Source organism: Nonomuraea sp. MTCD27 (assembly GCF_041950495.1).
Lineage (GTDB): Bacteria > Actinomycetota > Actinomycetes > Streptosporangiales > Streptosporangiaceae > Nonomuraea.
Genome location: NZ_JBGNUW010000030.1, coordinates 85,585 through 111,084 on the forward strand (window position 1 = coordinate 85,585; position 25,500 = coordinate 111,084).

Annotated in this window: 31 protein-coding genes and 2 pseudogenes; 14 read left to right on the forward strand and 19 right to left on the reverse strand. The window is 69.5% G+C overall.

Features of this window, described 5'->3' with window-relative positions:
• Positions 1–10: 10 nt before the first annotated feature.
• From ACBJ59_RS54395 to ACBJ59_RS54435, 9 genes are read right to left on the reverse strand one after another with little or no spacing between them, the layout of a single operon-like run.
• On the reverse strand, positions 11–1,003 hold the full coding sequence (locus ACBJ59_RS54395; protein WP_375117860.1) for a D-ribose ABC transporter substrate-binding protein: 993 nt from the start codon (positions 1,001–1,003) through the stop codon (positions 11–13).
• A gap of 30 nt (positions 1,004–1,033) precedes the next feature.
• Entirely contained in the window at positions 1,034–2,131 is a 1,098-nt protein-coding gene (locus ACBJ59_RS54400) for an ABC transporter permease (protein ID WP_375117861.1), read from the reverse strand.
• Positions 2,128–3,648 carry a sugar ABC transporter ATP-binding protein gene (locus ACBJ59_RS54405; protein WP_375117862.1) on the reverse strand — a complete coding sequence of 507 codons (1,521 nt, stop codon included), beginning with the start codon at positions 3,646–3,648 and terminating at the stop codon, positions 2,128–2,130. Before ACBJ59_RS54405 ends, ACBJ59_RS54400 begins: the two co-directional genes overlap by 4 nt.
• Positions 3,645–4,268 (reverse strand): DUF2291 family protein, encoded by a 624-nt coding sequence (locus tag ACBJ59_RS54410; protein WP_375117863.1) that lies wholly within the window; start codon positions 4,266–4,268, stop codon positions 3,645–3,647. The genes ACBJ59_RS54405 and ACBJ59_RS54410 overlap by 4 nt, the downstream gene beginning before the upstream one ends.
• Positions 4,265–5,722, reverse strand: coding sequence for a glycerol kinase (locus tag ACBJ59_RS54415; RefSeq protein ID WP_375117864.1), 1,458 nt, complete (start codon positions 5,720–5,722; stop codon positions 4,265–4,267). Before ACBJ59_RS54415 ends, ACBJ59_RS54410 begins: the two co-directional genes overlap by 4 nt.
• On the reverse strand, positions 5,715–6,671 hold the full coding sequence (locus ACBJ59_RS54420; RefSeq protein WP_375117865.1) for a transketolase family protein: 957 nt from the start codon (positions 6,669–6,671) through the stop codon (positions 5,715–5,717). The genes ACBJ59_RS54415 and ACBJ59_RS54420 overlap by 8 nt, the downstream gene beginning before the upstream one ends.
• Positions 6,671–7,570 carry a transketolase gene (locus ACBJ59_RS54425; protein ID WP_375117866.1) on the reverse strand — a complete coding sequence of 300 codons (900 nt, stop codon included), beginning with the start codon at positions 7,568–7,570 and terminating at the stop codon, positions 6,671–6,673. The genes ACBJ59_RS54420 and ACBJ59_RS54425 overlap by 1 nt, the downstream gene beginning before the upstream one ends.
• The gene (locus ACBJ59_RS54430; RefSeq protein WP_375117907.1) at positions 7,567–8,568 is read right to left on the reverse strand and encodes a sugar phosphate isomerase/epimerase family protein; all 1,002 of its coding nucleotides are present in this window, start codon (positions 8,566–8,568) and stop codon (positions 7,567–7,569) included. The genes ACBJ59_RS54425 and ACBJ59_RS54430 overlap by 4 nt, the downstream gene beginning before the upstream one ends.
• A gap of 59 nt (positions 8,569–8,627) precedes the next feature.
• Positions 8,628–9,584, reverse strand: coding sequence for a nucleoside hydrolase (locus tag ACBJ59_RS54435; protein WP_375117867.1), 957 nt, complete (start codon positions 9,582–9,584; stop codon positions 8,628–8,630).
• 210 nt (positions 9,585–9,794) lie between these two features.
• Here ACBJ59_RS54435 and ACBJ59_RS54440 point away from each other — a divergent pair, with 210 nt between their 5' ends.
• Positions 9,795–10,787 (forward strand): sugar-binding transcriptional regulator, encoded by a 993-nt coding sequence (locus ACBJ59_RS54440; RefSeq protein WP_375117868.1) that lies wholly within the window; start codon positions 9,795–9,797, stop codon positions 10,785–10,787.
• Between the two features lie 74 nt (positions 10,788–10,861).
• Positions 10,862–11,140 (forward strand): hypothetical protein, encoded by a 279-nt coding sequence (locus tag ACBJ59_RS54445; protein ID WP_375117869.1) that lies wholly within the window; start codon positions 10,862–10,864, stop codon positions 11,138–11,140.
• A 351-nt stretch (positions 11,141–11,491) separates the two neighbouring features.
• Here the strand turns inward: ACBJ59_RS54445 and ACBJ59_RS54450 are convergent, their stop codons facing one another.
• From ACBJ59_RS54450 to ACBJ59_RS54460, 3 genes are all read right to left on the reverse strand, one after another.
• Positions 11,492–11,650: a hypothetical protein gene (locus tag ACBJ59_RS54450; protein WP_375117870.1), complete on the reverse strand. Its 159-nt coding sequence runs from the start codon at positions 11,648–11,650 to the stop codon at positions 11,492–11,494.
• Positions 11,647–11,811, reverse strand: coding sequence for a hypothetical protein (locus ACBJ59_RS54455; RefSeq protein ID WP_375117871.1), 165 nt, complete (start codon positions 11,809–11,811; stop codon positions 11,647–11,649). Before ACBJ59_RS54455 ends, ACBJ59_RS54450 begins: the two co-directional genes overlap by 4 nt.
• Before the next feature lie 258 nt (positions 11,812–12,069).
• A complete protein-coding gene (locus ACBJ59_RS54460; protein ID WP_375117872.1) occupies positions 12,070–12,555 on the reverse strand; it encodes an ATP-binding cassette domain-containing protein in 486 nt (161 codons plus the stop codon).
• A gap of 60 nt (positions 12,556–12,615) precedes the next feature.
• Between ACBJ59_RS54460 and ACBJ59_RS54465 the strand changes: the two genes are divergently transcribed.
• Both ACBJ59_RS54465 and ACBJ59_RS54470 read left to right on the forward strand, forming a co-directional pair.
• Positions 12,616–13,071: a PadR family transcriptional regulator gene (locus ACBJ59_RS54465; protein ID WP_375117873.1), complete on the forward strand. Its 456-nt coding sequence runs from the start codon at positions 12,616–12,618 to the stop codon at positions 13,069–13,071.
• A 36-nt stretch (positions 13,072–13,107) separates the two neighbouring features.
• Entirely contained in the window at positions 13,108–13,374 is a 267-nt protein-coding gene (locus ACBJ59_RS54470; RefSeq protein ID WP_375117874.1) for a hypothetical protein, read from the forward strand.
• A 52-nt stretch (positions 13,375–13,426) separates the two neighbouring features.
• Here ACBJ59_RS54470 and ACBJ59_RS54475 read toward each other — a convergent pair whose 3' ends face one another.
• Genes ACBJ59_RS54475 through ACBJ59_RS54490 form a run of 4 tightly spaced genes read right to left on the reverse strand, consistent with a single transcriptional unit; the run spans position 13,427 to position 16,403 of the window.
• Complete coding sequence (locus ACBJ59_RS54475) at positions 13,427–14,440, reverse strand: SMP-30/gluconolactonase/LRE family protein (protein ID WP_375117875.1); 1,014 nt, start codon at positions 14,438–14,440, stop codon at positions 13,427–13,429.
• A gap of 20 nt (positions 14,441–14,460) precedes the next feature.
• Positions 14,461–15,402 (reverse strand): aldo/keto reductase, encoded by a 942-nt coding sequence (locus ACBJ59_RS54480; protein WP_375117876.1) that lies wholly within the window; start codon positions 15,400–15,402, stop codon positions 14,461–14,463.
• Between the two features lie 48 nt (positions 15,403–15,450).
• Positions 15,451–15,792: a helix-turn-helix domain-containing protein gene (locus tag ACBJ59_RS54485; protein ID WP_225302715.1), complete on the reverse strand. Its 342-nt coding sequence runs from the start codon at positions 15,790–15,792 to the stop codon at positions 15,451–15,453.
• Positions 15,789–16,403, reverse strand: coding sequence for a recombinase family protein (locus ACBJ59_RS54490; protein WP_375117877.1), 615 nt, complete (start codon positions 16,401–16,403; stop codon positions 15,789–15,791). The genes ACBJ59_RS54485 and ACBJ59_RS54490 overlap by 4 nt, the downstream gene beginning before the upstream one ends.
• A gap of 46 nt (positions 16,404–16,449) precedes the next feature.
• On the opposite strand from ACBJ59_RS54490, the gene ACBJ59_RS54495 reads away from it, so the two are divergent.
• Positions 16,450–16,848, forward strand: a complete 399-nt coding sequence (locus ACBJ59_RS54495; RefSeq protein WP_375117878.1) for a DUF4158 domain-containing protein — start codon at positions 16,450–16,452, stop codon at positions 16,846–16,848.
• Positions 16,849–17,016: 168 nt separating this feature from the next.
• Positions 17,017–17,355 (forward strand): hypothetical protein, encoded by a 339-nt coding sequence (locus ACBJ59_RS54500; protein WP_375117879.1) that lies wholly within the window; start codon positions 17,017–17,019, stop codon positions 17,353–17,355.
• 141 nt (positions 17,356–17,496) lie between these two features.
• Here the strand turns inward: ACBJ59_RS54500 and ACBJ59_RS54505 are convergent.
• Positions 17,497–18,043: pseudogene (locus tag ACBJ59_RS54505) on the reverse strand (helix-turn-helix domain-containing protein); the annotation flags it as partial.
• A gap of 125 nt (positions 18,044–18,168) precedes the next feature.
• Here ACBJ59_RS54505 and ACBJ59_RS54510 point away from each other — a divergent pair.
• From ACBJ59_RS54510 to ACBJ59_RS54545, 8 genes and pseudogenes are all read left to right on the forward strand, one after another.
• Entirely contained in the window at positions 18,169–18,507 is a 339-nt protein-coding gene (locus tag ACBJ59_RS54510; protein ID WP_375117880.1) for an ArsR/SmtB family transcription factor, read from the forward strand.
• Between the two features lie 11 nt (positions 18,508–18,518).
• Entirely contained in the window at positions 18,519–19,850 is a 1,332-nt protein-coding gene (locus ACBJ59_RS54515; protein WP_375117881.1) for an alpha/beta fold hydrolase, read from the forward strand.
• A gap of 397 nt (positions 19,851–20,247) precedes the next feature.
• Complete coding sequence (locus tag ACBJ59_RS54520; protein WP_375117882.1) at positions 20,248–20,820, forward strand: RNA polymerase sigma factor; 573 nt, start codon at positions 20,248–20,250, stop codon at positions 20,818–20,820.
• The gene (locus tag ACBJ59_RS54525; protein ID WP_375117883.1) at positions 20,817–21,605 is read left to right on the forward strand and encodes a zf-HC2 domain-containing protein; all 789 of its coding nucleotides are present in this window, start codon (positions 20,817–20,819) and stop codon (positions 21,603–21,605) included. Before ACBJ59_RS54520 ends, ACBJ59_RS54525 begins: the two co-directional genes overlap by 4 nt.
• Positions 21,602–22,438, forward strand: a complete 837-nt coding sequence (locus ACBJ59_RS54530) for an ABC transporter ATP-binding protein (RefSeq protein WP_375117884.1) — start codon at positions 21,602–21,604, stop codon at positions 22,436–22,438. The genes ACBJ59_RS54525 and ACBJ59_RS54530 overlap by 4 nt, the downstream gene beginning before the upstream one ends.
• Positions 22,435–23,046, forward strand: a complete 612-nt coding sequence (locus ACBJ59_RS54535; protein ID WP_375117885.1) for a hypothetical protein — start codon at positions 22,435–22,437, stop codon at positions 23,044–23,046. The genes ACBJ59_RS54530 and ACBJ59_RS54535 overlap by 4 nt, the downstream gene beginning before the upstream one ends.
• Positions 23,047–23,116: 70 nt before the next feature.
• Positions 23,117–23,689 carry a transposase gene (locus ACBJ59_RS54540; RefSeq protein WP_375117886.1) on the forward strand — a complete coding sequence of 191 codons (573 nt, stop codon included), beginning with the start codon at positions 23,117–23,119 and terminating at the stop codon, positions 23,687–23,689.
• A gap of 31 nt (positions 23,690–23,720) precedes the next feature.
• A pseudogene (locus tag ACBJ59_RS54545) lies at positions 23,721–23,831 on the forward strand (IS5/IS1182 family transposase); the annotation flags it as partial.
• Positions 23,832–24,277: 446 nt separating this feature from the next.
• Here the strand turns inward: ACBJ59_RS54545 and ACBJ59_RS54550 are convergent.
• Positions 24,278–25,006: an SDR family oxidoreductase gene (locus tag ACBJ59_RS54550; protein ID WP_375117887.1), complete on the reverse strand. Its 729-nt coding sequence runs from the start codon at positions 25,004–25,006 to the stop codon at positions 24,278–24,280.
• On the reverse strand, positions 25,003–25,332 hold the full coding sequence (locus ACBJ59_RS54555; protein ID WP_375117888.1) for a hypothetical protein: 330 nt from the start codon (positions 25,330–25,332) through the stop codon (positions 25,003–25,005). The genes ACBJ59_RS54550 and ACBJ59_RS54555 overlap by 4 nt, the downstream gene beginning before the upstream one ends.
• Between the last annotated feature and the right edge of the window lie 168 nt (positions 25,333–25,500).

Here is a 25,500-nt window from a genome sequence, read left to right on the forward strand (position 1 = left end):
GGCTCGGGTATTACTTCCTGGCGAAGACGCCGAAGTCGTCGGCGTTGTCCTTGGTGACGAGCTCGCAGTCGATGGACTGCTTCTCCTCCTTGCCGGTCTTGCCGGTCTTGATGAACTGGTCGGCCTGGTCCACGGCGCTGGTGGCGCCGAGCGCGGCCGGCTGTAGCGCGGTGGCGTGCATCTCGCCGGCCTTGATGGCGGCGATCGCGTCGGGGCTGCCGTCGAAGCCGACCACCGTGACCTTGTCCAGCAGGTTCGCTGCCTTCAGCGCGGCGACCGCGCCCAGGGCCATGGTGTCGTTGCCGGCGATGACGCCCTGGATGTCGCGGCTCTTCTGGATGATGGTCTCCATCTTGGTGAACGCCTCCTGCTGGTCCCAGTTGGCGCTCTCCTTGGCGACCTGCTTCATGTCGGGGTACTGGGAGATCACGTCGGCGAAGCCCTTGGAGCGCACGCTGGCGTTGGTGTCGGACTCCTTGCCGACCAGCTCGACGTAGTTGCCCTTGCTCTTCATCGCCTCGACGAACGACTGCGCGGCGAGCTGGGCGCCCTGGGAGTTGTTGGAGACGATCTGCGCCTTGGCGATGCCGGTGGCGTTGATCTCCCGGTCGATCAGGAAGACGGGGACGCCGCCCTCGGTGGCCTTGCGCACCGGGCCGATGGAGGCGTCGGCGCCGGCGTTGTCCAGGACGATCGCCTTGGCCTGGCGGGAGATCGCGGCGTCGATCAGCTCGCTCTGCTTGTTGGGGTCGTCGTCGTGGGAGGCCACGGACGTCTGGTAGCCGAGCTTCTCCGCCTGCGCCTTGGCCGCGTCGGCCTCGGCCTTGAAAAACGGGTTGTCGTGGGACGGGGTGATGATGGCGATCAGCCCGCCGGCCGCGCCGGTGCCGCTGCCGCTGCTCGCGGACGCGCTGGTCGAGGGCTGCTCGGCGCCGCCGCCGCAGGCGGTCAGAGCGGCGCAGCCGATGGTCAGGGACAGGGCCATGGTCAGGACACGGCGCATGGTGGTTCTCCTTGCGGGGGGTGGTGCTACTTAGTCGTGGTGCTTGGTCGCGGCGACCGCCGCGGCGGCGGCTCCCCGACGTTTGAAGCGCTGCTGGCCCTGGTCGAGCATGACGGCGAGGATGATCACGGCGCCCTTGATGAGGATCTGCCAGAACGTCGACACGCCCAGGATCACCAGGCCGTCGGCGAGGAAGCCGATGACGAACGCGCCGACCAGGGTGCCGCGCACGGTGCCCCGGCCGCCGCTGAGCGCCGCGCCACCGATGACGACCGCGGCGATGGCGTTCAGCTCGTAGGTCTCCCCCGCCTGCGGCGCGGCTGAGGTGAGCTCTGAGGCGATGATGAGCCCGGCGACGGCGGCGCACGCGCCGGAGATCACGTACACGATGGTCTTGACCCGCCGGATCGGCACCCCGGACAGGTCGGCGGCCCGCTCGTTGCCGCCGGTGGCGTACAGCCAGCGGCCGAACGGGGACTTGGCCAGCAGCAGGGTGGCCAGCGCCGCCAGCGCGATCATGATCCAGATCGAGGTCGGCAGGCCGAGCGGGCGGCCGCTGCCGAGCAGGCCGAAGCCGGTGTTGCCGAGGGCGGGGTGGCCGGCCAGGTTGGGGTAGGTGGCGCCGTCGGAGATGAGCATCGCCGCGCCGCGGGCCACGTACAGCATGCCGAGGGTGGCGATGAACGGCGCCACGTTGAAGCGGGTGACGAGCAGCCCGTTGACCGCGCCGACGGCCATGCCGACCGTCACGCACAGCACGATCACCACCCACACCGGCGGGTAGGCGATCACGCCGCCGACGTGCAGGCCGCCCAGCAGCTCACCAGCCACGACCCCGGACAGGCCCACGATCGAGCCCACCGACAGGTCGATGCCGCCCTTGAGGATGACCAGCAGCATGCCCAGCGCGATCACGGCGTTGATCGCCACGTGCTTGGTCATGGTGATCAGGTTCGGCACGGTCAGGAACGCGTCGGACAGCACGCTGAACACCACGATGAGCACGGCGAGCGCGATGAACGCGCGCAGCTCGAAGGCCACGTTGAGCACGGACAGCCGGCGTGCCGTGGCGGCGGCCCGGTCCGGGCGGGCTGTCTCGGCCGCCGGCCTGGACGCTGTCGAGGTCATCGGAGCGCACCTCCGTTCGTGGCGCCGTCGGATACGCGCATGAGTTCCTCCCGATCGATCTCTCCGCGCCGGTACTCGCCGACGACGGCGCCGCGGGCGAGCACGAGCAGCCGGTCGGGGATGTGCAGTGCTTCCTCGGCCTCGGAGGTGGTGAACAACACGGCCAGCCCGCGGCGGGCCTGAGCGGCCATGAGCTGGAAGATGTCGGCCTTGGCGCCGACGTCCACGCCGCGGGACGGCTCGTCCAGCAGCAGCACACGGGGCCCGGTCAGCAGCGCCTTGCCGATGACGACCTTCTGCTGGTTGCCGCCGCTGAGCGAGCCGATGGCCGCCTTGGCGCCGCTGGTCTTGACGGTGATGTCGGTGATGACGCGCCGCACGGCCTCGCCCTCGCGGGCGGCCGAGACGAACAGCCGCCGCACGTACTGGTAGAGCCCGGCCAGCGACAGGTTCTCGCCGACGGTCATGGTCTGCACGAGCCCGTCGCGCTGCCGGTCCTCGGGGACGAGCACGAGGCCGCGCTGGATGCGGTCGCGGATGCCCGCCCGCGTCAGCGGCTCGCCCGCCAGGACGATCTGGCCGGACGCGGGCGAAAGGCGCCCGGCGAGTGCTTCGAGCAGCTCCGTGCGGCCGGACCCCATGAGCCCGTAGACGCCGACGATCTCCCCGGCGCGCAGGGTCAGGGTCACGCCGCCGACGGCGAGCCGGTCGGGGTTGCCGGGATCGGTCACGACCAGATCGCGCAGGTCAAGGACCGGCTCCCCCGCCTGTGACTCCCGGTCGGGGAACAGGGTGTCCTGATCGCGGCCGACCATCTGCTCGACGATCCAGCGCAGGTCCACCTCGGCCGCCTCGGCGGTGGCCACCAGCGTGCCGTCACGCAACACCACCACGTCGTCCGCGATGTCGAGAGCCTCGTCCAGGTGGTGGGAAATGTAGACCACGGCGACCCCACGCGCCGTGAGGTCACGGATGACCTTGAACAGCACCTCCACCTCGGGCGCGGTGAGCGCGGAGGTGGGCTCGTCCATGATCAGCACTCGGGTGTCCTGGAGCAGGGCCCGCGCGATCTCCACGATCTGCTGCTGGCCGAGCCGCAGGTCGGCCACCAGCGTGTCCGGGTCGAGGTCCTCCTCCAGGGTGCGCAGCACGGCGAGCGCCCGCTCGCGCTGCGCCCTGCGGTCCACCGCGCCGAACGGGGTGCGCAGCTCACGGGCCAGGAACAGATTGTCGGTGATGCTGAGGTTCGGGCACAGACTCAGCTCCTGATGGATGATGGCAATGCCCAGGTCGGCGGCGTCCCGCGAGGAGGCCAGCCGCACCGGCCTGCCATCCAGCTCGACGTGGCCGGTGGTGGGCTGCTCGATCCCGGCCAGGATCTTCATCAACGTGGACTTGCCGGCGCCGTTCTCCCCGAACAAGGCGGTGACGCGGCCGGGCGCGACGGCGAAGTCCACGCCCTTGAGCGCGTGCGTCCCGCCATAGACCTTGGTGACCTCGCGGGCCCGCAGCATCATGAGATCTCCACTGGGGTGATGGTCACCGTCTGCGGGGTGAGCAGGGTGAACGCGCCGGTGAAGGTGATCTCCTTGCCGTCCAGCGCCGCCACGTCCAGGCCGTTGAGCAGCTTGGCGCGCAGCTCGTTGTTCAGCGCGGTGGCCGCGTCGGCGTACTCGACCTGGTTGGTGAACTGGCCGAACGTGATGAACCCGGCAGCGTCGCGCAGCGCGGTGCCGTTGATGGCCGGGCCGATCTGCAGCGACACCCGCGTGCCGTCCGGCACGCCCTCGACGGTGACCGGCAGCAGGCCCGAGCGGGACTTGCCGGCCTCGCCCCTGCCCTTGACCGCGAAGGTGTACGGGCCGGTGCCCTGGCGCCTGCCGTACTTCTGCCCGGCCGCGTCCTTGTCGCCGGCCAGCGCCTTGAGCAGGACGGGCAGGTCCACGGCCGACTGCTTGATGGCCGGTACGACCTTGGCCTCGTAGTTCTGCGCGCCGAACGCGGCCGGGTCGAACTTCGCGGGCGCCGCCGCGGCGGCCGTCTCGGCGGTGCGGTACTCCGTGTCCACCGCCATGAGCACGACCAGCGCGGCGACGGCCGCGGCGGCGATCCAGCGGGCCGGCACCCTCGCGGTCATGTGATGCTCCTTTCCTCGTCGGGCCGGGCCCGGCGGACCGCCTGCCGCCAGGCGGCCTGCCGCGCCCGGCGGTAGGGGTCGTCCGCCGCCGGCCGGAACTCCTCAACCGGCCGTGGACGGCGCTGCAGTTGCTCGGTCGTCCAGAGCTTGGCGGCGAGCCCGGCGGCGTCGGCCACGCCGAGCGCGGACAGATCGTGCTCGCCGGAACGCGCGACGGTCCGCCCGCTGAGGTCGGCCTGTGTCTGCATGAGCCGGGCGCTGCGGGTGAGCCCGCCGTCCGCCATGAGAACGCCTACCTGCCCGACCGCCTGCTCGATGGCGGCCACGACGTCCTCGACCTGGAAGGCCACGGCCTCCAGGGCGGCGGCGGCGAGCTGGGCGCGCCGGGTGCCCAGGGTGAGGCCGGTGACGACGGGGGTGGCGTCCGGGTCCCACCAGGGAGCGCCGAGCCCGCCGAACGCGGGCACGAAGTACACCTCGCCCGGGTCGGTGTCCTCCGCCTCGGCCAGCAGGGTCTCGGCGGGCACGTCCAGCAGCTCCGACAGCCAGGTGATGGTGCGGCCGGCCGCGCGGATGTTGCCCTCGACCGCCGGTACCGGACCGTTCCCGATGTCCCAGGCGATGCTGCGGCACAGCCCCTCCGATCGTCCGCCGCCGATGGCCATCACCGACGAGCCCGTCCCGTAGGTGGCCTTGACCACGCCAGGCCGCCAGCCGGCGTGGGCGAACATCGCCGCGTGCGAGTCACCCATCACCGCCAGCACCGGAACCCCGTCGGGCAGCGGCGCCAGCCCCCGGACCGCGGGGAACGGCCCGCACGAGGGCACCACCCGCGGCAGCACCTCGGCCGGCACCCCGAACAGCTCCAGCAGCCGTGAATCCCATGCCCCGGCCTGAACGCCGAGGAGCTGGGTGCGGGAGGCGTTGCCGACCTCGATGAGGTGCTCGCCACCGAAGCGGCTGAGCAACCAGGAGTCAACGGTGCCCAGGCACAGCTCCCCTGCCCGGCTACGCTCCGGATCGTGGGTGTCGAGCAGCCAGCGGGCCTTGAGCGCGGAGAACATGGGGTCCAGGGGCATGCCACTGACCGCCCGCACGAGCTCGGCCTGATCGGCCAGCTCGTGGCAGCGGGCGGCGGTGCGCTGGTCCTGCCAGCTCAGCAGCGGCCCGAGGGGTTCGCCGGTGCGGCGATCCCACAGGACAAGGGACTCGCGCTGGGTGCTGATGCCCACGCCGGCGACCCGTGCGGCGTGCTCGGGGGTGACACAGCCGGCGACCGCCAGCCGCACGCTCTGCCACAGCTCTCCCGGGTCCTGCTCCACCCAGCCGGGCCGGGGCTGGGTCTCGGCGAGCGGGGCGGACGCGCGGGAGACCACGCGGCCTGTGTCGTCCACGAGGAGGGCCTTGGTGGAGCTGGTGCCCTGGTCGATGGCCAGGATGAGCGGGCTAGCCATGGCGCAGCAGGTCTCGTGCGGAGGCGGCGATGCCCTCGGGGGACATGCCGTAGCGGTCGAGCAGGAACGCCGCCGATCCGGTCGGGGCGAACTCGGGGATGCCGAGAATGGTGACGCGGGCCGGATGGTGCTGGACGACGGTCTCGGCGACGGCGCCTCCGAGGCCGCCGGCGATGGTCGACTCCTCGACGGTGACGATACCCGCGGTCTCCCGCGCCGCCGCCACGACCGCCTCCGCATCGAGCGGCTTGACCGTCGGCATGGACAGCACACGCGCCGAGATGCCTTCAGCTTCCAGCTGCTCGGCGGCGACCAGCGCCCGCCACAGCACGGTGCCGTTGGCGATCAGCGTCACGTCACCGCCGTCGCGCAACGTCACCGCCCTGCCGGGCACGAACGCGTAGTCGTCCGCGTTCACCTGCGGCACGCTCATGCGACTGACCCGCACGAACACCGGCCCCTCCACCCGCGCGGCCCAGCGCAGCGCGGCGCTCGTCTCGACGGGGTCGGCCGGGACGATGACGGTCAGGTTGTCGATGGCCCGCAGCCAGGCGATGTCCTCGATCGAATGGTGGGTGGCGCCCAGCTCGCCGTAAGCGACGCCCGGGCTCATGCCGCACAGCTTGACGTTGTGGTTGGAGTAGGCCACGTCGGCCTTGATCTGCTCCAGTGCCCGGGCGGTCAGGAAGCAGGAGGCCGCCGACACGAACGGGATCCGCCCGCCATTGGCCAGCCCGGCGGCCACGCCGACCATGTCCTGCTCGGCGATGCCGACGTTGATCAGCCGGTCAGGGAAGGACCTGCGGAAGCTGGTCAGCTTGCTGGAGCCGACCGAGTCGTTGACCACGCCGACGATCCGGTGGTCCTCGTGCGCCAGCTCCGACAGGGTCGCCACATAGGCGTCCCGGCAGTCGAAGCGGGGCAGATCGGCGACCGAGGCTCGCGGCATCAACGCTCCTTCTCCAGTTCGGTCAGCGCCTGCTGGTATTCGGATTCGTTCGGCACCTTGTGGTGCCAGGCGACGTTGTTGCTCATGAACGAGATCGGATGTCCCTTGTGCGTGTGGGCGATGACGAAGGTGGGCTTGCCGGGCCGGAACGGCACCGATGACAGCACGTCCAGCAGCTCGCCGTGGTCGTGCCCGTTGACCTCGACCACGGCGAAGCCGAAGGCGGCGGCCTTGTCCGCGAGCGGGTCGAGGTCGTTGGTCTCCTTGACGGTGGCGCCCTGCTGGAGGCGGTTGCGGTCGACGATCACGGTCAGCCGGTCGAGCTGGTGCTGGGAGGCGGCCATCATCGCCTCCCAGTTGCTGCCCTCCTGCAGCTCGCCGTCGCCCACCAGCACGTACGTACGCCGCAGCGACACATCCAGCTTGGCCGACAACGCGTGCCCGACCGCCACCGGCAGGCCGTGCCCGAGCGGCCCGGTGTTGGCCTCCACGCCCGCCACCTTCGTCCGGTTGGGATGACCATTCAGCGCCGACAGCGGCTGCAGAAAGGTCGCCAGCTCGGCAACCGCCAGGAAGCCGAACGCGGCGAGGGTCGTATAGAGCGCACCCGCGACGTGGCCCTTGCTCAGGATGAAGCGGTCCCGCTCGGGGTCGGTGACCCGGTCGGGGCTGATGTCCAGCACCGCCCCGTAGAGAGTGGCGAGGACGTCGATGGCGGAGAAGTCGCCGCCGATGTGCCCGGCCCGTGCGTGGTGGATGAGCTTGAGGTCCTGGATGCGGATCTGCCGCGCGGCCTCGGCGAGGTGCGCGACCTGCTCCGCGCGGCTCGCATGCCGGTCCAGCCTGCCGAACACCGGCAGGGTGACATGGCTCTGGACGGCCTCAGCGAGCTCGGTCATGCGTCCTCCAGCCCGGTCATCGAGGTCAGCAGCGCGTTCTGAACCAGCCGCTGGGCGGCCAACGCGTCGTGCGCGGCCTGGGCCCGGGCGAGCGCGTCGTCGTCCAGAACGTCCAACGCGCGGTGGATCGCCTTGAGGAAGCGGATGGCCTGCTTGGCGGCTTGGACGCTGTCCTCTCTAAAGGGGAACTGGTCGAGCTGCCACACGCCATCCCAATTGTTCTTGCGCAGGGTGTGGAAGAACTCGAACGTTTCCACCAGGTGCACCGAGCCGACGACCATGTCGTCGTCCCAGCCGCGCATGTTGTCGTTGACGTCGATCGCGAACAGCCGTCCGTAGTCGATGGCGAGCTGCGCGGCGTCGGCCGGGGTCTCCTGCCCGTACAGCGAGTGGCCGAAGTCGAGCAGGATGCCCAGGTTGGGCAGGCCGATGCGTTCGATGCCTAGCAGGGTCCGGGCCACGCTCGGGAAGATGATCTTCACACGTGGTTCGCGCGGCTTGTACTCGATCACATAGTTGATCTCCGGGTGCGCCGAGCACAACTCCTTCAGTCCGTCGAGCGCAAGCTTCCACACGTCGTGGTAGTTCACCTGGAACGGGTAGTCCCAGCCGTCCTGGCCCGGCCACAGCTTCACGTACGAACAGCCCAATTCCAGCGCCACCTCGGTGGCGTCGTGCATCAACGCCAGCGCATGCTTGCGAACCGCCGGATCGGGGTTGGTGAACGAGCCCTTCACGAAGTCCCGCGTGTAGATCTCGGGGGTGACCGCGATGGCCGTCAAATCGTTCTTGGCCAGCGCGGCCTTGACGTCGTCCAGCGTGCCGTCGAAGCCCACGAACGGCCAGTTCAGGTCCACCACCGACAGCTCGCCCACGGCTCCGGCGCGGTCGATCTGCTCCAGCAGGCCGACCGGCGGCCCGTACCCGTCGGTGGCGTAACGGTCCTTGTAGGTGGCGAAATGCCAGATACCAGCGCCAAAAGTCGGCATATCCGTCATGTTGATCACTCCTCGTCAGTCATCCCGTGATGGCCTGGTGCGTCAGTTGGGTAGGTGTGCTAGGCGTGCTCGCGCCCGAAAGCCCGGATCTTGGCGAACATGTCCGCCAGCAGAAAGCGCACGTCGATCTCCTCGACGACCCCGATCAGGTGGCCGGAGCCGGGCAGGCAGGAGCCGTCGGCGCTGAAGCGGGGAGCGGGTCTCGTGCGAACGTTTCCACTCATCGGGAAGAGCATCAGCGCGATGGCGGGCGAATCGCCCAAGGAGCGGGACTCGATCGGCTCGGGGTGATAGACGGCGTTCCACTCGTGCAGTTGCTTGATGAGGTAGCGGCCCAGCGTGCCGCCGCCACCGATCTTCTCCTCCAGTTCGGCGTAGCTCACCGACACCTTGGTGTAGACGTCGCGCGGCACCTGCCACACGGTGATGCCGGAGCCGAAGACCACGTTGGCGGCGTGGATGTCGTTGGAGAGGTTGAACTCGATTCCCAGGCCCTCGTCGTAGCCGCGGTAGCCAGGGCCGCCGATCCAGATCACGACCACCGGGCGCCGCACCAGCCCTGGGTCCAGCAGGATCGCGGAGGCCATGTCGGTCAGCGGACCAAGAAAGGCCACATAGAGCGGATCATCCTGTGTCGCGAGCTTCGATTCCTCGATGATCAACTGCGCGCCGGGCGAGTCCACCGGGGTGCGCTCGTCCGGCAGGGCGGTCGCCGCGCCGTCGGCCACCGTGACGGAGCCGGTCAGGTGGAGCAGGTCGAGCAGAAGGTCGATCTCCTCGCGGGACTCCTCCATACTCCGCTGTGATCGCCGGGTGCCGAAGTGGGCCGGGATCAGTCCCCTGACGTCGAACGTGGGTGACAACAGCCCATGGACGATGGCGAACTGGTCATCGGCTTCGTTCTTGGCGTCGGTGTTGATGATCACCCTGCGTTGGCGCATCGCAGTCTCCAAGTAGTGCATAATTATGCGATAGCGCATAATATTCCGTGTCCGTAGATTGGCTGATCCGCGCATGTCTGTCAATAACTCTGAGCAACCTTCCACAGTGCGAACCGCGTGTTCTCGCCGAAACACGCAGCCCCGGCCTGCCTGGCGCGCAGGACGGCGCGCAGAACGGAGCGGATCAGGCAGCAAGAACCTGGCCCCTGCGTGCACGACGAGTGACCTCGCGGATGGACAATGTTGGGCGATGGCACTCCGCGACGACGAAGGGGACGGATCCTGATGGCTGTCCAGGCGAGCGGCGCCGGCCGATCCGCCTCCGACGGGCGGGTGCGGCTGATCACCAAGGTCGCGCACATGTACCACGAACAGGGCATCCGCCAGGCCGACATCGCCGACGCCCTGCACATCTCCCAGACAAAGGTGTCCCGGTTGCTGAAGCGGGCCGGCGAGATCGGGATCGTGCGGACGGTGGTCGTCGTCTCCCAAGGCGTACACCTGGCCCTGGAGCAGGGCCTGGAGAGCCGGTACGGCTTACAGGAGGCCGTCGTCGTCGACGTCGACGGTGACGAGTCAGAGATCATCGCCGGCATCGGCTCTGCCGGAGCGGCCTACCTCGAATCGACCCTGGCAGGCGGGGAGCGAATCGGCATCTCGCCGTGGAGCCAGACGCTGCTGTCGGTCGCCGATCGGCTGCACCCGCTCCGCGTGGCCGGCGCCGACCGCGTCGTCCAACTCGCCGGCGGTGTCGGCGAAGGCGCCGTCCAGGCCAAGGCCAACCGCCTGCTGAGCCATCTCGCCGAACTGGTCGGCGCCGAACCGATCTACGTCCAGGCTCCCGGCCTGGTCAGCACCGCCGAGACCCGCCGGAGCCTGGTCACGGACACGGCCATGCAGTCGATCACCAAGGAGTGGCAGAGCCTGACCATGGCTCTGGTCGGCATCGGCAGCGTGCAGCCCTCGCCACTGCTGCGCGACAGCGGCAACGCCATCGCCCCCGCCGACCAGGACCAGCTCATCGCCGCCCACGCGGTCGGCGATGTCTGCCAGCGGTACTTCGACAGCGCAGGCGAGCTGATCCACAGCGACCTGAACAGCCGCGTCGTCGGCATCGACCCGGAGGTCCTGCGCACGATCCCGCGCCGCATCGGCATGGCCGGCGGCGAGCGCAAGCACGCGGCCATCCGCGCGGCGATCAGCGGCGGCTGGGTCAACGTCCTGATCACCGACGTCGCAACCGCCCGCACGCTGCTCGACGAACCCTCCCAGGGATGAACGACAAACAGCAACATGCCGGATGAGCGGATGTATGCGAGCGCCAGGGCAAGGGCCAGTGGCAGGTCTCGCAGGTGTTCGGCTATCGAATTCGCCTTTTGCCGGGTGAGCTGCGAGAACCGGCCGGTGATGAGTGTGATGCTGTCGTTTCGGACGAACGACTCGACGCGGCGTGCGGTCCCGACCTGTTCCCGGCGAGCATCCCGGGTGGTGAGAACCACGTGCCCGCCGCCCGGCGGCAGGAAGTCCTGCAGTGTCTGCGGGTGTTCGGCGTTGTCAAAGACCAGGAGGTAGCGAGTCGATTCTTCGTTTCGGCGCAGCGTATCGAAGACGTGCTGGACCCCCACGTCTGACAGGTCCAGCTGTTCGGCGAGGGGGCGAAGGCGGAACCGATCAGGGCCGGCTCCTGTGCCCGAATCCACCAGATGACGTCGTGAACGTTTTGTAGCAGTATGCATACCCCGGAGCGATTTGGATCCTACCCGTGCCTCCATGGCCGATGAGGCATACGGGTTTGGAGGTCGCCGCGCCGTTCAAGAGGTGCTGCGCAGCCGCGCGACCCCATCGGGGGTTGGTCGCGGCGCCGAAGCGCAGCAGGTCGGCGACGCTCCACCGGTGATACAGCGGCTTGTCCTGGGCGACGAACGCGACCGCGGCCCTCTCCAGCGGCCGGCCGAAGACCTCCGCACGTCCCGTGGTGTGCGTCAGCAGGCCTGATACCAGTTCAGCAGCGTGGACTCGCCTGCCCCGTTCGGCCCGACCAACGCGGTCCTGACCCCGGCGGGCACCGCGATGGTGGCCTCGCGCAGCGCCCACCGCTGCCGGTAACGCTTGCCCAGGCCACTGGTCTCCAGTGCGTTCACCGCTCCTCCCGGCCGGTCAGCTCGTGCATGCGGCGCAGCAGCGCTGCGCGGCGGGCATGGGCGCGCACCGCCAGCGCCAGGGCCACAGCGACGAACACCCCCCCCCCGACCGCCAGGGCAGGCCCCGCCCCGGTGCCGCGCCGCACGGCCACAACGGTCACGATCGCCGTGGTGGCCAGCGAGGCGGCCAGGGCCGATCCAGGCGGCGATCACCCGATCGGTGGCGAACAGCGGAGCCCGGCGCGTCAGCAGCCACCCGCCGTACGTCGCCCAGGCCAGCCCGGCATGGGGTCCCCGCGCTCTCCCGGCCGAAACTCGGCGCGGTGAACGTGGCCAGCACCAGCGGATTGCCTACCCTGTTCTCAGGCCCGCCGTGCCCGTCACCCGTCGCCACGGTGACACCGGCCCGCGAACACGTGCTAGGCATCAGCCCGGTACGACGCGGCGCACGGCGGGCACACCCGCTCGGCCCGCGAGCGTCCCCTGTTCAACATCCGCAATACGGCGATCACCGGTCCACCCCTGTCAGCACCGCTCCGTCGCGCAGAGCGATCTCCCAGCCGGCGTAGGCAGCCACTCGGTTGTCGTGGGTGACCAGGACGACGGCGGTACGGCCGGCGCGCGCCGCGCCGAGCAGGGCGCTCATCACCTAACTCGCCGCCGAGCGTGTCCAGCGCTCCGGTGAGTTCGTCGGCGAAGACCACGCGCGGACCGGTCACCAGCGCCCGCGCGACGGCCACCCGCTGCCGCTGCCCCCCGGACAGCTCACCGGTGCGCTGCTCGGCGCGGTCGGGCACCTCCAGCCGGGCCAGCCACTGCGCCGCGGCGGTCATCGCCTCCTGCCTGCCGTGCCGGTTGAACAGCATCGGCAACGCGACGTTCTCCACCGCGGTCAGCTCGGGCACCAGCTCACCGAACTGGAAGACGATATTGAATGCATAGTCGCGATCCTGTCAACCGGTCATGTGCTACTCGGCTTCCTCGCCGAGCGCCCGAAGCACGGTTACGAGCTCAAGAAGGAGCACGATCACCGTCTCGCCGGCGCCAGGCCACTGGCGTACGGACAGGTCTATGCCACGCTGCAACGCCTGGAACGCCTGGAACGCGACGGCCTGGCAGAGGTCGCCGAGACGCAGCAGGAGGGCGGACCCGAGCGCACCCTGTACGCGATCACCGACAGCGGCCAGGCGGAGCTGGAGCAGTGGCTGAACACCGTCGAGCCGTCGGCGCCATACGTCGCCAGCCCGCTGTTCGCCCGAGTTGCCGTCGCGGGGAAGGCCGCCGACAGCTATCTCCTGCGGCAACGCGAGGCGCACCTGGCCCGCATGCGGGAGCTGACCGCCGAGAAGGCATCCGGCGCGCCCGCCCAGGTGCTGGCGGCCGACTACGCGCTGCAGCACCTTGACGCCGACCTGCGCTGATCGAGACCGCGCTCGTGCGGATGAAGGAGGACAGCAATGCTTGAGGCCAGGGGCCTGGGCAAATCGTTCGGCCAATCCGCTGGATTTCCGCCGTTTGCTACGGGGGCCAGGGACCCGTCCGCCGACAAGAACATGCTGTCCATGGCCCTGCACCGGAAGATCGGCCCGGAGATCCGGGCTCACTTGTCGCCGCTGCAGTGGGAACACATCACCTTCCATGGGACGTACCCGTTCAACCGGCCGGGCAGTTCCGGCCGGTTGCGGGATCTGCACGACCCCGCCGCCGACGATCCGGAGTTGTGACGATCGGCGCGCCGTGGGCTGATCGGAGCGCGCGTGAAGGCAAGTCAGACCTTCAGATGCCGCGGACGGAGGCGATGGTGAAGGGGATCCGCGGGGGGCCACCGTCCGGATCTACGATGCTGCCCTTATCGAGCTGTGAACGGACCACGTACAGCCTCCCCTGCCGGTGCAGCAGATGCGTCGGGAGCTGCAACGCTTGATCGGTGATCCGCCCCTCCTCCGTGGCTGCCCGCCCATCCGCCGTGACGCGCCAGCGGCTGATCGCGTTGGCCTTGATAATGGGATGCGCCACCCACAACTTGCCGTTCCGCAGTTCCATGCCGTCGGCCAGGGACATGTCGCCGCCACGTAGCGTGACCTTGCGGATCACGCCAGAGTGCAGGTCGATGCGGTAAAGGGCACCTCTCATGTCGGCCGTCAACAGGTAGCGCCCCGACGGCTCCGCGACGATCCCGTTGAGCGTGACCGTCTTACCGGGTTCGTACGGATCCACGACACCGGCCAAGTCGAAGGCGGGAGTCAGCGGCGTTTCACGGCCCCGTTCGCGGGCTCGTGCGAGCTGCCAGGGAGTGACCCGGTAGACCACCGTCCGGAAGCTGTCGGTGATGTACGCGGTGCCGTCCGGGGCGATGGCCAGATCGTTGACGAGGGGTTCGCTCTTGCCTTTGGCGGGCGGGGTGAAGCGAGCCAGTAGACGGCGGCTGGGGATGTCGTAGACCGCGACTCCGGTACTGCGGTCTATGGCCCACAGGCGTCTGGCCCGGTCGACCTCCAGCCCGAGTGCGACTGTGCGTCCGTCCGCTCCCGCGGGCAGGAACACCTCCGCGACACGATGCCCCGGCCTCATTGTGAAGATCGTGCCGTCCTCGCCCGATCCAGTGTAGAGATCGCCGGTGTGCGGGTCGGCGGCGATGCCTTCGGGATAGACCCGGTCACCGGGCAGCTCATACGCCACGGAGACCTGTGAGGGCGCAGACCGCTCGGCCGCCTGCGCGGTGCCGTCGGCAAGCAACGGTACGGCGATTGCTGCGAGAGCAAGAAGGCGTCGTCGAGTTGTGGAGCGCATAGGAGCCTCTTCCTGAGTTCTCACTGTTTCCAAGCGCTGACCTGGTCCAGCAGGGCGATCTCGTCGTCGGCGAGCCGCAGGGTCAGGTAGGGCAGCAGGTCGGCGAGCTGGGCCGGGTTGCGGGCTCCGGCAAGGGGGGTGGCGACGGTGGGCTGGACGGCGAGCCAGGCCAGCGCGACCGCGGCCATCGTGGTGTGATGCGCTGCGGCGACCTCGTCCAGGGCGGCCAGTACGGCCGGGCCGTTGCCGTCCAGGTGAGCGCGGGCCTGGTCGGCGCGGGGGCTGTCCACCCCGGGGCCGTCGGGGCGGTACTTGCCGGTGAGGAAACCACGTGCCAGCGCGACGTAGGGCAGGCAGACCAGTCCGGTCCGGGTGACGGCAGGCGCGAGGTCCCGTTCGTAGTTCTCGCGCTGCACCAGGTTGTATTCGGCCTGCAAGGCGACGTACGCGGCGAGCCCTTCCCGGGCCGAGGTCTCCAGTGCCGCCGACAGCCGCGCCGCGGTGTAGTTGGACGCCGCGATGTGCCGTACCTTGCCGGACCGGACCAGCTCGTCGAACGCCCCGAGGGTCTCGGCCAGTGCGGTGCCGGGGTCGTCCACGTGCGCGTAGTACAGGTCGATGTGATCAAGCCCAAGCCGCCGCAGTGAGTCCTCGGCGGCGCGCCGGATCGTCTCCGGCCTCAAGTTGTTCAGCCCCGGGAGCGCACCCACCTTCGTGGCGATCACCATCTGGTCTCGGTTGCCGCGGGCCTTCAGCCAGCGACCGATGATCGTCTCGGATTCACCACCGCTGTTGCCGGGCACGTGGAAGGTGTACCTGTCCGCGGTGTCAATGAAGTTGCCACCGGCCTGGGCGAAGGCATCCAGCACGGCGAACGAGGTCTCCTCGTCCGCCGTCCAGCCGAAGGGATTGCCGCCCAGGCACAGCGGTGACACCTCCAGATCACTGTTTCCGATCTTCATGGCGGCAACGCTAACCGTCCGCAGGGAACCATCTGGTTCCCTGGGGGGTCAACCGCCGTCGGCGTCTGCGAGTTCGTCGGCGTGTTCCTCGGCCCACCGGGCGAGCACCGACACCGGCCCCAGCAGGCTCTCCCCCAGGGCAGTCAGCCGGTACTCAACACCCGCAGGCGCGGTAGGCAGGGTCCGCCGCTCCACCAGGTTGCCGCGCTCCAGCTTGCGCAGCGTCTGGGTCAGCATCTTGTTGCTGATCCCGCCGATCCGGCCGCGCAGCTCGGTGTACCGCAGCGGACCACGCCCGAGCCCGAACACCACGACGACAGACCAGGCATCGGCCACCAGATTCAAGGTGGTACGGGCCGGGCAGTCGGCCAAGAACACGTCGGATCTCATGCCTGCTCGCCGGCGGAGTCGGTGGCGAGGTAGCGGTGCAGCGAGGTCTTGGGAATGCCGGTCTTAGCGGCGATGACGCCGAGGGAGTTGCCCTCGGCTTCGAGGAGCCGGGCGTGTTCGATCTTGCCTTCCGCATGGGCGACGGGGCGGCCGATCTGGCGGCCGCTGGCTTCGGCGACTGCGCGGACGCGGGCGGCGCGTTCGGCGGTGAAGGTGCGTTCCATCTCGGCGAACAGGGCCAGAAGCAGGAAGGCGACGCGGCGCATGCCTTCGTCGGCGGTGTTGATCGGCAGCGGGTCGGCCAGCGACCGTAGGCCGATGCCCTTCTCGGCGAGGTCGTGGACGAGGTTGAGCACCTCGCGCAGGTTACGTCCGGTTCGATCCAGTGTGTGCACCACGATGGTGTCGCCGCGGCGGGCGCAGGCCAGTAGCTGGGTCAGGCCATCGCGGTCGACGGTGGTGCCGGTCTTGTTGTCGACGTAGATCCGCTCGTCGCCGATTCCGGCCGCGGCCAAGGCGTCGAGCTGCCGGTCGAGGGACTGCCTCGTGGTGGAGACACGCGCGTATCCGAGGTCCATCCCGCCCATGGGGTGATCGCTGCCGTTGCCCATCCTCCGATCGTAGTGAAAATCAGCTCCGTACCGCCGTTTCGGAACGATGGTTGGGGAACGACTTCCGGAACGACCGGTGTTCGCTGGCGTCCGATTCTTCGAGGAGCGGGTGGGCGGGGTGCGTTGTCAGAGAAGATGTTGTCCGAGGAGCAGTTGGAAGCGACTGCGCTCGTTCCCGGAGATCAGCGCTGATGAGTTGATCCGGTGTTTCACGCCGACGTCGGCTGACGTGGTGTTCGTCGATCCAGGTCGTGGGCGGCGCTCCGTGGACCAGTTGGGCATGCTGGTCCAGCTCTGTTCGCGGCCGTGGCCCAGGTCGCGGATCGGCTGGGTGTGCCGCCCGCGGCGGCGTCGTTATACGGCCATCCGGACCCAGGCCCGCTCGAACCATCTGGCGCAGGCCAAGTATCTGGAGTGGACGACCGCCCCGGCAGGCAGGCGATGAAGGAGCCGGAGCAGTTCCCGCTGGATCGGGCGATGGAGCATGACTCGCCGATGCTGCTGTTCAATCTGGCGCGCGAGCATCTGATGGCGGCCAAGGTGGTCGCCAGCGCGCGTAAGGCGGCCTCTGATCTGACGTCGCAGCTGGTGGCGCACCTGCTGACGGTGGAGGTTGGGCTCCGATCTGGAGCGGATGCTGCTGGTGGATGCGGGGTTGGGGATGACCCGGCTGGAGTGGCTGGTCACGCTGGCCCGGAATGCTCCGGCGACCTCGGTCGCACACGCAGGCTTCTCCTCTGGCGTGGGAGCCGATCATCCACAGCAGCCGCAGCCGGACCGGATCGGCCACCACCTTGAGCAGCACGACGAGCTCGGCCGCCTCGCCTTCGCAGAGCGGCTGGCGGGCGATCGGCGCGCAGCACACCGCGTCCTTGCTGCTCGCGGCGAGGGGCAGGGTGGCGGCGGTCATGCGGGAGCCTCCGGACCGGCCGGTGGTTCGATGCTTGTCTAAATGATAGGCGGTGGTAGCCGACCAGCGAGGCGGCGGCGACCAGGCACGTCAGCGTGACGGCGGCCATCACCCAGGCGTACGGCCGCGTGCGCGACGGCTAGCTGTTCTGTCCTGCGAGGTTGGGTACGCGCTTGGCGGTCGCCACAGGTGGGAGCGGTAGCAGCAGCCGTTGTCGGTGAGCACGCGGCGTACGGTGATGCCGCAGCTGGTGAAGTAAGCCTGGGCGCGTTGCCAGAAGGCGGCGGCGGTCTGCTCGGTCTCGCCCGGCAGGATCTCGGTGTAGGCCAGGCGGGAGTGGTCGTCGATGGCGTTGTGCAGGTAGCCGTAGCCGAGGTTGGGACGGCCGAGGTGAGCCAGGCGGGCGAGCCGGTAGCGGGTTGGCACACGGTGCACGGTTGAGGGGTGCAGGCCGAGCAGGTAGGCGATGTGGGCCGGTCCCCACCGGCGCGGCAGGCGGATCTTGATGATGCGCCGCTCCGTGCGGGTCGGTGTGCGGCGCGGGCTGCGGTGCGGCCGGCTGGGAGCGGTCGCGCATGCCGGCCTCGCCGAGCTGGCGGTAGCGCCGGGCGGGGGTGGCGGCGACCTGGAAGCGTTCGGCGGCGCGGCGCAGCGGCCAGCCGTCCTCGACGTTGACCTGGTCGCCGTTGATGTCGTCCACCTGCACCTTTAGGCCGGTCACGGCGCCCAGGTCCTTCGCGCAGAGGCCGAAGGGCTCATGAGGTAGGACGCGGGAAGTCAAATCCTGGATCGCACACGCCCGCAGACGACCGACACCCTGGCGCGATATATACACTTGAACATATATACACCGTCATGTATGTTCGAGGTGTGGTCAACAGCGTGCAACTGCGAATGACGGCGATCTCGGAGCCGAACCGGTTCCGGATCGTCGAGTTGCTCAGGGACGGCCCGCGGTCGGTGGGTGACATCGTCGAGGCGCTGAGCCTGGGCCAACCGCAGGTGTCCCGGCATCTGCGACTGCTGTCCGAGGCGGGAGTGGTCGAGGTGACCAAGCGGGCACAGCAGCGGATCTACCGGCTGCACCCGGGCGCGATGCGTGAGCTGAGTGACTGGGTGCAGGGGTTCGCCGTTCTGTGGTCGGAGCGGATGGATCGCCTCGGTGCCTTTCTCGACGACACGGCCGATCAATGAGGAGCTTGAGCATGTCCCCAGACACCGCAGACGGGATCGTGGTCGATAGGTCGGCCAACACCCTGCACATCAGCCGCACCTACGCGGCCGAGCTCGAGCGTGTGTGGTGGGCCTGGACGGACGCCGAGGCGATCACTTGCTGGTGGGGGCCGCAGGGGTGGGCCGCGACCGTGTACGAGATGGACGTGCGGCCGGGAGGACGCTGGCGCTTCGAGATCGCGCCAGTGGACGGCTCGGCCGCTCCGGTGCGCAGCATCGCCACCTACACCACCGTCGTCGATCGTTGCGAGCTCGCCTACGACGACGTGTTCGCCGACGCGGCGTGGCGGCCCGACGGCACGGGAACCTTCCCGACTTCGGTGACCTTCACCTCCACCGGCAACGGCTGCATCGTCTCCGTCGCCGCGAGCTTCCCCGACAGCCAAGCACTGCAACGGGCCGTCGAACTCCAGATGGCCGACGGCTACGCCGAAGCGCTCGACCGGCTTGGCGGCCTGCTGGACGGCCCGTCAACCAGCCAAGGAGAAACGATCATGTCCGAACTTTCCACCATCACCTCCGCCGACGGCACCACGATCGCGTACAAGAAGACCGGGTCCGGCCCGGCCATCATCGTGATCAGCAATGTCGCCGAAGACCACACCGGCGTCGCGGGCGTGGCCGAGGCGTTGTCCAAGGACTTCACCGTGATCAGCTTCGACCGGCGCGGCCGTGGGGCCAGCGGCGATCCGCAGCCCTACGACCCGGCGCGCGAGATCGAAGACATCGCCGCGCTCATCGAGGTCGCGGGCGGCTCCGCGGCCCTGACCAGCGGTTCCGGTGGGTGCGGGCTGACCTTGGACGCGGCGAGCGCGCTGGGTGACAAGGTCACGGGACTCTACCTGTACGAGCCGCCGTTCATCGTCGACGACTCCAAGCCCCCGGCGCCCGCCGACTACGTCGAACACCAGAACGCCCTGGTCGCGGCGGGTAAGCGCAGCGAAGCCGTCGAATACTTCATGACCGAGATGATCGGTGTCCCGGCCGAGTACATCCCGGCGATGAAGCAGGACCCCTCCTGGGAGGCCATGGTCAAGTACGCCCACACCTACGCCTACGACGGCCAGATCATGCGCGGGCTCCAGGACGGCAAGCCACTGCCCACCGACCGCTGGTCGATCAAGGCCCCGGTCGCGGTGGCCGTCGGTGGCAACGGCGAGGCCTTCATACGCGCCGGTGCACAGGCGCTGGCTGCGATCCTGCCGAACGTGACCGTGCTGACGCTCGCCGACCAGGATCACTCCGCCTTCTGGATGGCCCCTGAGCCGGTCGCGGACCAGGCCCGCACGTTCCTGCTCGGCTGACGACCACAGGCCTGGCGGCCATGTGGGAGAACACCGCCGCCCATGCTCGCCACCCTACGGTGATCCACTCGAGCAGCTCGGACGCGGACCAGGCATGCCACACCTACGTTGCACGCTCCGTCTGCCCCTCCACCGCCCGGCCTTCGCTTGTCCCGTTCAGCAGGCGGTGGCGGGCTGGAGGAGTTCGATCTCGATGGCCAGTACGCCGAGGGCTTCCTTCCCGGGGCCGTAGATGCCATGCGCTCCCGCCGGGGGTGGGCCTGTCGGTAAGGCCGGCGCCACCAGCCGCCATCTGTGATGCTCCGCGGTGAACAAGGGCACGAGGATCCACGGGCCAAATCACGAAACCGGCTGACTTGGGAGAACCGGCTCATACAGGTCGTGCGATAGATATACCGTGAGACCGTTTCCCTTGCGTCGGCGCGCGGCCCCGGACGTCACTGCGGAAAGCAATGACGCCGACCTCATCACCGCTGTCGCCGCGCGGAGCACCGTCGCCCTGCGCATCCTCCACCAGCGCCACGCCCCCTGGCTGCGCGCCCGCCTGGCCCGCCGCTGCGCCGACGCGGACGCCATCGACGACGCGCTGCAGGAGACTTTTCTGGCCGTGTGGCGCTCGGCGGGTGGCTTCCGCGGCGATAACCCGGCCGGCTGGTTGTGGACGATCGCCGTCCGCCGTCTGATCTCCGCTCTGCGTGGCCGCGGCTCGCGCTGGGTCGGCTCCGGCATCGAACCGAACGACAGCTCGCCGGTCGCCTCGGCCCAGGACGTGGTCCTGCTGAGCGTGGAGCACGGTGACCTCGGCGCCGCCTTGAACAGGCTCTCTCCAGAGTTGCGCGCCGTCATCGAGGCGACCGTCTTCGACGGCCTCACCACCAAGGAGGCCGCCGGTCTCCTGGGCATTCCGGAAGGCACGATCAAGACCCGCGCCATGCGGGCCAGGGCCCGGTTGCGCGAGGAGCTGTCATGAATAGCTGGCACATTCCCGATGACCTGCGCGAGCGCTACCTCGAAGGCACGCTCGAACCGGCTCTGGCCATGTCCGTGGACGCACATCTCGGTCGTTGCGCTGATTGCCGGGCGGCGGTGCCGTACGACAAGGACTGGCTCGAAGCGTCCTGGGCGAGGCTGGAGGCCGAGCTGATCACGCCGCGCCCGGGCCTGGCCGAGCGTTTCCTGCGGCACAGAGGGGTGCCCGACCACCTGGCCAGGCTGCTGACGGCGACACCGACGCTGAGCCAGGCCTGGCTGGCCGCCGTGGTGGCGGTACTGGCGTTCGCGGTCCTTGCCGCGCGCGCGCAGACCGAACTGCTGCCCGCTTTCCTCATCGTCGCGCCGATGCTGCCGCTGGCGGGCATCGCGCTCGCCTACGGGCCCCGCGTCGATCCCGCCCACGAACTGGTCGCCGCCACCCCGATGTCCGGCCCGCGACTGCTGCTGACCAGGGCCACGGCCGTGCTGGCGGTGTCGGTCGTGCTGGCCGGGCTCGCCTCACCGCTGCTGGCCGCACCTCCCGGTCTGGCCGCCGCCTGGCTGCTGCCCGCGCTGGCCGCCGCCTCGGGCTGCCTGGCCCTGTCGAACCGGCTGCCGGTGCCGATCGCCGCACTCACCGTGGGCGGGGTGTGGCTGGCCATCGTCGGCACGGGCCGCTTCATCGGCAGTTGGCTGGCCGTCTTCGGTCCCGCCCCGCAGATCGGGTACGGCGTGGCCGCCCTCCTCCTGACATACCGCTTCTACAAAGTGAGCACCAGATGATCCAGATCAGGGAACTGACCAAGACATACGGCGCCAAACGGGCGCTCGACGGCCTCGACCTGACGCTCGGCACCGGCGTGACCGGTCTGCTCGGCCCGAACGGCGCCGGCAAGACCACCCTGCTGCGCTGCCTGGCCACCACCCTCGCCCCGGACGGCGGCGCGGTGGACGCCTTCGGCCTGGACCCGGCCGACCGCGCGCAGCGGACCGCGCTGCGGCGCAGACTCGGCTACCTGCCGCAGAACCCCGGCTCCTACCCGCATTTCACCGCCTTCGACCTCGTGGACTACGTGGCGATCCTCAAGGAGCTAACCGACCGGAAGCACCGGCACGCCGAGGTACGCCGGGTGCTGGCCGAGGTGGACCTCACCGACCAGGCCAGGACGAAGGTGCGCAAACTGTCGGGCGGCATGCGCCAGCGGCTCGCGCTGGCCCAGGCGCTGCTGGGCGAGCCGCATCTGCTCATTCTCGACGAGCCGACCGTGGGCCTCGACCCGGAACAGCGGATGATGTTCCGCGCGCTGGTCTCACGGCTCGGCGAGAGCCGTACCGTCGTGTTGTCCACCCACCAGACCGAGGATGTCGCCGCGCTGTGCGAGCGGGTGGTGGTCATGCGGGACGGCCGTGCGGTCTTCGACGGCACCCCCGGCGGGCTCGCGGCCGTCGCGGACGGCCGGGTGTGGCTGTCGGACACAGCGCCCGCCACGTCGGAGCTGTTCTGGCGGACGGCCGACGGCCGCTACCGCACGCTCGGCCCGCGACCGCCGGCCGCCGACGCGGCGGTGCCCGGTGTCGAGGACGGCTACCTCATGCTGCTCGGGGAGGCGGCGTGACGCGGCGGCTGTTCCTGTTCGAGACGCGCAGGCTGGTGCGGCACCCGCTCGTGTGGGGCGCGACCGTCCTGGTGCTGGCGCTGCAGACCTTCCTCAGCCGGGGCCAGCAGCCCGACCTCACGATGGACCCGATCAACGCCACCGGGCTGGCCACCTGCCTGGCCTCGGCGGTCCTGATCACGGCGAGCCTGGCCGCCTCACGCGACGGGCGGCACGGCATGCCGGAAAGCCTCGCCGGCCTGCCCGGGCGGGCCGAGCACCGCACGCGGGCCCTGCTGTTGGCCACACCGCTGGTCGCGGCGCTCGCAGCGGCTGTGGCCGTAGGCGGTTACCTGGCGATCCGGCTGCTGAGCGGCCCCGCCGGAGGGCAGCTGGACGTGTGGGAGCCACTGACGGCGGTGGCCGCCACAGTCCTCGCCGCGACGCTGGGCGTGGCCGTCGGCCGTTGGACGCGGTGGCTGATCGCCGGGCCGCTGGTGGTGGCCGTGCTCGGCTTCCTCATTTACGTGAACCCGACGAACGGACAGGCCCGCTCGCCGTCCCGAAGAGCGGAAACGGGGTGGCCGAGTCGATCCGCGTGCTGCATCTGGTCCGCGCCGGCGCGGTGAAGGCTCGCACCGCCTGCCTCAACGAGCTGCAGGCGGTGCTCGTCACCGCCCCGGCGAGCTCCGCGAGCAGTTGGCCGGCCTGAAGAAGGCTCGGCTGGCCGAGGCCTGCTCCCGGTTGAGGCCCTCCGCTGATCTGGCCGACCCAGCCCAAAGCGTCAAGGTGGCGCTGCGGCACCTCGCTGCTCGTTACCGCGCCCTCAGCTCCGAGATCGACGCCGCCTACAACCAGTTGAAGGCGTTGATCGAGCAGACCCGGCCCGAGCTGCTCACCACCCAAGGCGTGGGTGTTGAGACCGCCGCGCAACTCCTGGCCACCTGCGGCGACAACCCCGATCGGCTGCGCTCCGAGGGATCGTTCGCGGCCCTATGCGGGGTGTCGCCCGTCCCTGCTTCCAGCGGCAGAACACGACGTCACCGGCTTAACCATGGTGGCGACCGGCAGGCCAACCGGGCCCTGTACGTCGTCGTGCTGTCTCGCATGTCCTGCGATCCATCCACCCGCGCCTACGTTGAGCGCAGGACCACCGACGGGCTGTCCAGGAGAGAGATCATCCGCTGTCTGAAACGATACGTCGCCCGCCAGCTTTACAAGATCATCACCCGCCCCCAGGCGCCGGTAACCGAATCGTCCGCCCTCGCTTGACAAACCATAGAAGCATCGTGCCGCCGTCGATTTGTCGCATCAGACCCTGAACTACGTCGCCGGGATGATCCGGCGCCACCGTAAGTCGATGAGGTCGCTCTGGCGGCGACTCAACCCCGGCCAGCAGGCCCTGCTGATCCTCGGCGCCGGACGATCACCATCACCGTGGAACCCGCCGCGTCCGGCACCCTGACGGCTGGCACGGGCGCGCAGTTGCTTTGCATGCTCGTCGGTGCGCACGACGTTGCCGCAGGACGGGACGCACCGGTCCAGGTTGGGCCAGTCCGAAGTGCCTTCGCGGTGGCATAGGGCCTGCTTGCGGCGGTAGCGGCAGAGCAGGAACGCGTTCGGGTTCTCATAGAGCATGATGTCTTCGCTCGCCGCCGGCCTCCAGCCCGTCGCGCAGGTCCGCGACCGTGTCGGCAACCGCGCGGACGGTTTCCAGATCTAGCAGCTCGTGGATGCCGCCGCGGCCTCGGGATAATGGTGGAGCCGGGTATTGGAACCACCTGAATGCCTGTGGTCCTGAGCGGCGGTGGCTTGCCGGACCTGGCATCAGCCGTCGTGCGTCGACGTGCGAGGCATTGGTCAGACCTGTTCGAAGTGGAACGCTTTGATGAAGCAGTCGCGGGGCTGGGCGACGGCGAAGAGGATGCACTCCACGAGCGAGTGCGCGGTGAGGGCGTCCTTGGCCTCGCGCGGGGTGGTCTTCCACTCCTCGGAGAGCGGGTCGGCGTTGTCGAAGTCGGGCGGGTAGAGCGAGATCACCCGGACCCCTTGAGGACGCAGGCGCTTGGAGAGGATCTCGGCGAACCCCGCCTGGGCGCTCTTGGCCGCGTAAAAGGCGTCGTGCGCGTCCGACCGGTGGTGGCCCGGTGTTCCGCAGGCGGAGACCATCGTCACGACATCCGGTATCTCCGAGTTGAGCAGGAGAGGGAGAAAGCTCTTCGTGATCAGGACCGTGCCAGTGGCGCCAGAGGCGATGGTGTCGACAATGTCGGCGTCGGTTGCGGACAGCAGGTCCGGCCCTGCGAGGTAGCGAGAACCGTTGTTGATGAGTACGTCGACGCGGTTTGTGTGTTCCGCGACGCTGGAAGCGAAGTCGCGGATCGAGGACGGGTCCGTCAGGTCGCAGGCAAAGGCGTGCACCCGCTGATGGCCGCGGTTGCGAATCTCGTCGCGGACTCGTTGAGCGGCGGCGAGTTCACGTGCCGAGAGGAAGATCTCGGCGCCGAGGTCCGCGAGGCGGATGGCCAGGGTTCGCCCGAAGTCGCGGCCGGCGGCCGTGATGACGACGCGGTGCTTGTCCCATCTCATGGTGTCGCTCCTGGTTCGTGGATCGGTTGGTGCGGTGCCTTGCGGCGGCCGGCCTTCTTCCCGCCGTAGTGACCGAACAGGTGCCCGGGATCATCGTTGAACTCCAGCAGCACTTCGACGGCGCGGTGGACCGGTTCCAAGACAACCCATTCGGCCTCGTCACCGGTGACCTTGCGGCCCTTGAAGACACGGCCGCGAAGCTTGCGTCGCAGGCCGCAGCTGTCAAGCACGGCGATGAGCGCGGCGTCGCGCGCGCCGGTGGGAGAGTCGTCGGCCAGGCACGCGGCCAGGAGCGCGCCGCCCAGCAGCCACGCTTCCTCCAGCACGCGGCAAGGGGAGAAACGCTCATTCCGCCGGTAAGAAGGCTGAACGGCCGAACTACGCGGCGCCCCCAAGCAGGTCCAGCCGGCCCCGACCGCCACCGACCCCGAGACCTGCCGCCGACTGTGGGAGGTGTCCGAACGCCTGACCAGCGTCCGGTTCGCCCTTCCGCC

Coding starts and splice junctions, on each gene's coding strand:
- ACBJ59_RS54425 (WP_375117866.1), bottom strand. CDS start 7,570: ATGACCGAGCTCGCTGAGGCCGTCCAGAGCCATGTCACCCTGCCGGTG.
- ACBJ59_RS54515 (WP_375117881.1), top strand. CDS start 18,519: ATGTCCCCAGACACCGCAGACGGGATCGTGGTCGATAGGTCGGCCAAC.
- ACBJ59_RS54435 (WP_375117867.1), bottom strand. CDS start 9,584: ATGCGCGGATCAGCCAATCTACGGACACGGAATATTATGCGCTATCGC.
- ACBJ59_RS54415 (WP_375117864.1), bottom strand. CDS start 5,722: ATGGCTAGCCCGCTCATCCTGGCCATCGACCAGGGCACCAGCTCCACC.
- ACBJ59_RS54395 (WP_375117860.1), bottom strand. CDS start 1,003: ATGCGCCGTGTCCTGACCATGGCCCTGTCCCTGACCATCGGCTGCGCC.
- ACBJ59_RS54475 (WP_375117875.1), bottom strand. CDS start 14,440: ATGCGCTCCACAACTCGACGACGCCTTCTTGCTCTCGCAGCAATCGCC.
- ACBJ59_RS54480 (WP_375117876.1), bottom strand. CDS start 15,402: ATGAAGATCGGAAACAGTGATCTGGAGGTGTCACCGCTGTGCCTGGGC.
- ACBJ59_RS54510 (WP_375117880.1), top strand. CDS start 18,169: ATGTATGTTCGAGGTGTGGTCAACAGCGTGCAACTGCGAATGACGGCG.
- ACBJ59_RS54430 (WP_375117907.1), bottom strand. CDS start 8,568: ATGACGGATATGCCGACTTTTGGCGCTGGTATCTGGCATTTCGCCACC.
- ACBJ59_RS54530 (WP_375117884.1), top strand. CDS start 21,602: ATGATCCAGATCAGGGAACTGACCAAGACATACGGCGCCAAACGGGCG.
- ACBJ59_RS54485 (WP_225302715.1), bottom strand. CDS start 15,792: ATGAGATCCGACGTGTTCTTGGCCGACTGCCCGGCCCGTACCACCTTG.
- ACBJ59_RS54440 (WP_375117868.1), top strand. CDS start 9,795: ATGGCTGTCCAGGCGAGCGGCGCCGGCCGATCCGCCTCCGACGGGCGG.
- ACBJ59_RS54470 (WP_375117874.1), top strand. CDS start 13,108: ATGCTTGAGGCCAGGGGCCTGGGCAAATCGTTCGGCCAATCCGCTGGA.
- ACBJ59_RS54490 (WP_375117877.1), bottom strand. CDS start 16,403: ATGGGCAACGGCAGCGATCACCCCATGGGCGGGATGGACCTCGGATAC.
- ACBJ59_RS54400 (WP_375117861.1), bottom strand. CDS start 2,131: ATGACCTCGACAGCGTCCAGGCCGGCGGCCGAGACAGCCCGCCCGGAC.
- ACBJ59_RS54405 (WP_375117862.1), bottom strand. CDS start 3,648: ATGATGCTGCGGGCCCGCGAGGTCACCAAGGTCTATGGCGGGACGCAC.
- ACBJ59_RS54550 (WP_375117887.1), bottom strand. CDS start 25,006: ATGAGATGGGACAAGCACCGCGTCGTCATCACGGCCGCCGGCCGCGAC.
- ACBJ59_RS54525 (WP_375117883.1), top strand. CDS start 20,817: ATGAATAGCTGGCACATTCCCGATGACCTGCGCGAGCGCTACCTCGAA.
- ACBJ59_RS54420 (WP_375117865.1), bottom strand. CDS start 6,671: ATGCCGCGAGCCTCGGTCGCCGATCTGCCCCGCTTCGACTGCCGGGAC.
- ACBJ59_RS54410 (WP_375117863.1), bottom strand. CDS start 4,268: ATGACCGCGAGGGTGCCGGCCCGCTGGATCGCCGCCGCGGCCGTCGCC.
- ACBJ59_RS54495 (WP_375117878.1), top strand. CDS start 16,450: ATGGTTGGGGAACGACTTCCGGAACGACCGGTGTTCGCTGGCGTCCGA.